Consider the following 3,691-nt stretch of genomic DNA (forward strand, 5'->3'; position numbering starts at 1 on the left):
GAGTTGGATATAGCTTAAATTATATAGTGAGAAGGGCATAGTTGATAAGATCATGAGTATGAGTATGAGTATGAGTACTATTGAGAATAGCATGCTTTAAAGTCGCAAAAAACCCAGCAGTACTAAGGTTGCTGGGTTGTGTTTTTTCAACAAGGCTCTTTTGCTAATGCAAGCTTATACTTAAATTTAGTAAGACAACTCAGCACGGCGGTTTAGAGCATAGGCCGCCTCGGTCATACCAGTAGCAGCAGGACGCTCTTCGCCATAGCTAATAATTTGAATATTATTGATAGCAACGCCTTGATTAGCTAGATAGTCACGAGCCGCCGCCGCACGGCGCTCTCCTAGAGCGATGTTATATTCACGGCTACCGCGCTCATCCGTATGACCTGCGATAAGGACACCAGCAGCTGGGTTTGAGCTCAACAAATTGACGTGTTGATTGAGTACGCTAGCAGCTTGCGCTGTGATGTTGCTACTATCAAAGTCAAAATAGACGACGGCTTGCAAATTATCAGCAGCACTAACAACCATACCTGGATTGTCAACGAGAACGGCACCTGAATAAGCGACCTGACCGCTAGGTACACCTAGGGGTGCAACAACAACTTCAGAGGTTGCTCTTTTAGTGGCACAGCCTGAGGTAATCGCTATAGCGCTTGATAATACGGCTAAGGTTGCCACTTTCGCAAAACGACTATTGAGAGTAGAGTGAGTAATGATTGACATATAAATCTCCTAAAGTTGAAATAACATTCTTATTTTTAAAACCACTTAATATACCACTTAGCTCATTGCTACTTATCATATAACTCATGTTAATTTATGTAAGTATCATTACTGTAATTACAAAGACCGTTTATTTAATCACCAGCGACCTTTATCCCAGTTCTCAGGATTGGCCCAATACTTATTGTTTAGCCAATTGGGTAGAACTTTATAATCATAAAGATTAAATTGCCATAAAGTAATTGTATGCTTAGCTACAGCAGCACTTAAAGATCTGCTTGGGTTGACGGTTTGGGTTTGCTCTTTATTAACGATATCAAAAGGAGTAAATCCGTAAGCTCGCAAATCTATAGTACTATCAATAGCTATAAGTAAGTGAGCGGCATATAAATCACGATAGCGCATTAATAAAGGGATATAGTGCTGTATCATCTCATCTGATAATGTTGGTAGCCAAAAACAAACCAGCTCATGACGCTTGTGTATCTGCTGCTGATCAAGTGCAGGTAAGGTTAAGAGATGAGTATGGTCTTTTTTTGACTTGATATCGTTTGATGCTTTATTAAGCTGTGTCTGTAGTGATGCAAGTGCGGCTTTATCCTCTGCCACCCATAACATCTGTGTACTAACAAAAGCAGGCGCCTCTGATGCTAATTCTGGAAGCAGCTCCTCTACGTAAGCCACAAGCATTGGCAGGCTGATGTTTGAGTGCTCTGTTTTTCGCTGCGTCATAAGAGTGCCTTTTTATGAAATGAAAATCTACTCTGCCATTAAATCACTTTATATGGCATTAGCCAATTAATAATACGACTTAAAGCTATCGATGACTCTTAAAGCTAAGTTTAAGTTTTTCAGTAGCGTAACTTGAAATCTAGCAAATCAAATCAATGTAAGCTAATAATGTAAAGTCACTCAATTGAACGAACCATTCTACCTCTAACAAAAATACTCTCAATCTACAATTAATAATAGGAATGACCATGTCTGCTGATACTCCCCAAATTATCAACCCTGAGATGGCTGATGTACCCCTTCATGAGCCAAGCAAAATCCATCTAAAAGACTATAAGCGCCTAAGCTTCGATGTCGAGACCGTCAATTTGGACATTCAATTATTTGATGAGCATGCGACAGTCGAAAGTACGCTGGTTATGAATCGTCAGACCGAAGGCGACTTGGTGCTATATGGTGAGGACGTTGAGCTGCTCACCATTGAACTCGATGGGAAAGTGCTGGCTACTGAACGTTATAGCATCAATAACGGTAAGCTGACCATTACAGATGCGCCAGATAGTCTAAGTTTGCATATAAAGGTGCGTATCCATCCGCAAACCAATACCGCGCTTGAGGGTCTGTACATCGCAGGCACGGGTAGTGAGACCATGTTCGTCACTCAGTGCGAGCCAGAAGGCTTTCGCAAGATTACCTATTATCCTGATCGACCTGATGTGCTGGCGGTGTTTACGACGCGTCTAGAGGCAGACAAGCGTTATCCGACATTGCTTGCCAATGGTAATTTGATTGAACAAGGTGAAGTCGTAGGCGCGCCTGATCGTCATTATGCTATTTGGGAAGATCCGACTAATAAGCCAAGCTATCTGTTCGCTTGCGTTGTCGCAAACTTAGATGTATTAACCGATCATTTCACAACTAGTGAAGGGCGAGAAGTCACCCTTGAGTTGTACGCAAAGTCTGATGATATTGATAAATGTCATGTCGGTATGCAAGCATTAAAGGACTCGATGTTGTGGGATGAGGTCAATTATGGGCGCGCCTATGATTTAGATCGCTATATGATTGTGGCGGTGAGCCAGTTTAATATGGGCGCTATGGAGAACAAAGGTCTCAATATCTTTAATACCGCTTGCGTATTGTCTAGTCCTGAAACGACAACCGATGCGCGCAGCTTTAATGTAAAAGCAGTCATCGCTCATGAGTATTTTCATAATTGGACGGGCAACCGTATTACCTGCCGCGATTGGTTTCAGCTGTGTCTAAAAGAGGGCTTTACTGTATACCGGGATCAGTCGTTCTCAGCCGATCAGCAATCAAGTGCGGTGCAGCGTATTGATGATGTAGCGATGCTGCGCGCGCATCAGTTTGCAGAGGACGCAGGACCACTCGCGCATCCTGTACGTCCTGAGAGCTTCGTTGAGATTAATAACTTTTATACCACTACTATTTATGAGAAAGGCGCAGAAATCGTACGCATGATTGCTAATATGCTCGGCGCTGATAATTTCCGTCAAGGCACTGATGAGTATTTTCGCCGTTATGATGGACAAGCGGTCACAGTAGAAGATTTTTTATCAGCGCTTAGTATCACTGATAGTAAGGTTGAGGATTTTATCGACTGGTATCGTCAGCCCGGTACGCCTGTGTTGTCTGGCCATCAAGACTATGATAGCGAGACGCAGACGCTCACTATTACTTTGAGTCAGCAGACGCGCCATGTCGCTGGATTTGACGCGCCAAAGCCTTTGCCAATTCCGGTTGCGACGGCTTTGTTTGATCAAGACTCAGGTGAGATCATTAGCGAGCGTATGCTATTACTTGAGCAAGCGGCGCAAACCTTTGTGTTTGACAATGTAGGCAGTAACCCTGTGGTGTCCTTGCTACGCGATTTTAGCGCACCTGTGCAATTGAATTATAATTATCAAGATACCGATTTAGCGTTTTTGCTCACACATGAGACCAATGGTTTTAACCGCTGGCAAGTGACGCAAATGCTGGTCAATCGTATATTACTGCCCAATAGTGACGCTAAGAGCGAGCCTGACATTTACTTGCAAGCACTGGTGGCGACCCTGCCTAAGCTTGCAGTGGATGATCCTATGTTAGCGGCGCGCCTGCTCGATATCCCATCACCGCAGGAGCTGGCATCAGCGACGCACAAAGACTACGATCCAGAGGTCATCAAACAAGAGCGTGAGAATCTATACAAACAAGTCGCCCTTGCGCT

Annotated in this window: 3 protein-coding genes; 1 reads left to right on the top strand and 2 read right to left on the bottom strand. The window is 43.6% G+C overall.

The window, feature by feature from the left end; all coding sequences use genetic code 11:
* Window positions 1-186 precede the first annotated feature (186 nt).
* Together pal and ACTXGO_RS11075 are read right to left on the bottom strand one after the other, a co-directional pair.
* Entirely contained in the window at window positions 187-729 is a 543-nt protein-coding gene (gene pal / locus ACTXGO_RS11070; protein WP_317199342.1) for a peptidoglycan-associated lipoprotein Pal, read from the bottom strand.
* Window positions 730-867: 138 nt separating this feature from the next.
* Window positions 868-1,461, bottom strand: a complete 594-nt coding sequence (locus tag ACTXGO_RS11075) for a DUF6231 family protein (protein ID WP_443574517.1) — start codon at window positions 1,459-1,461, stop codon at window positions 868-870.
* 248 nt (window positions 1,462-1,709) lie between these two features.
* Between ACTXGO_RS11075 and pepN the strand changes: the two genes are divergently transcribed.
* Window positions 1,710-3,691: aminopeptidase N (gene pepN / locus ACTXGO_RS11080; RefSeq protein ID WP_443574518.1), on the top strand; the 1,982-nt coding region annotated here is incomplete at its 3' end.

The organism is Psychrobacter sp. T6-1, assembly GCF_052258445.1.

Excerpts from the sequence above, each read along its gene's own strand:
- ACTXGO_RS11075 (WP_443574517.1), bottom strand. The coding sequence starts at position 1,461 with ATGACGCAGCGAAAAACAGAGCACTCAAACATCAGCCTGCCAATGCTT.
- pal (WP_317199342.1), bottom strand. The coding sequence starts at position 729 with ATGTCAATCATTACTCACTCTACTCTCAATAGTCGTTTTGCGAAAGTG.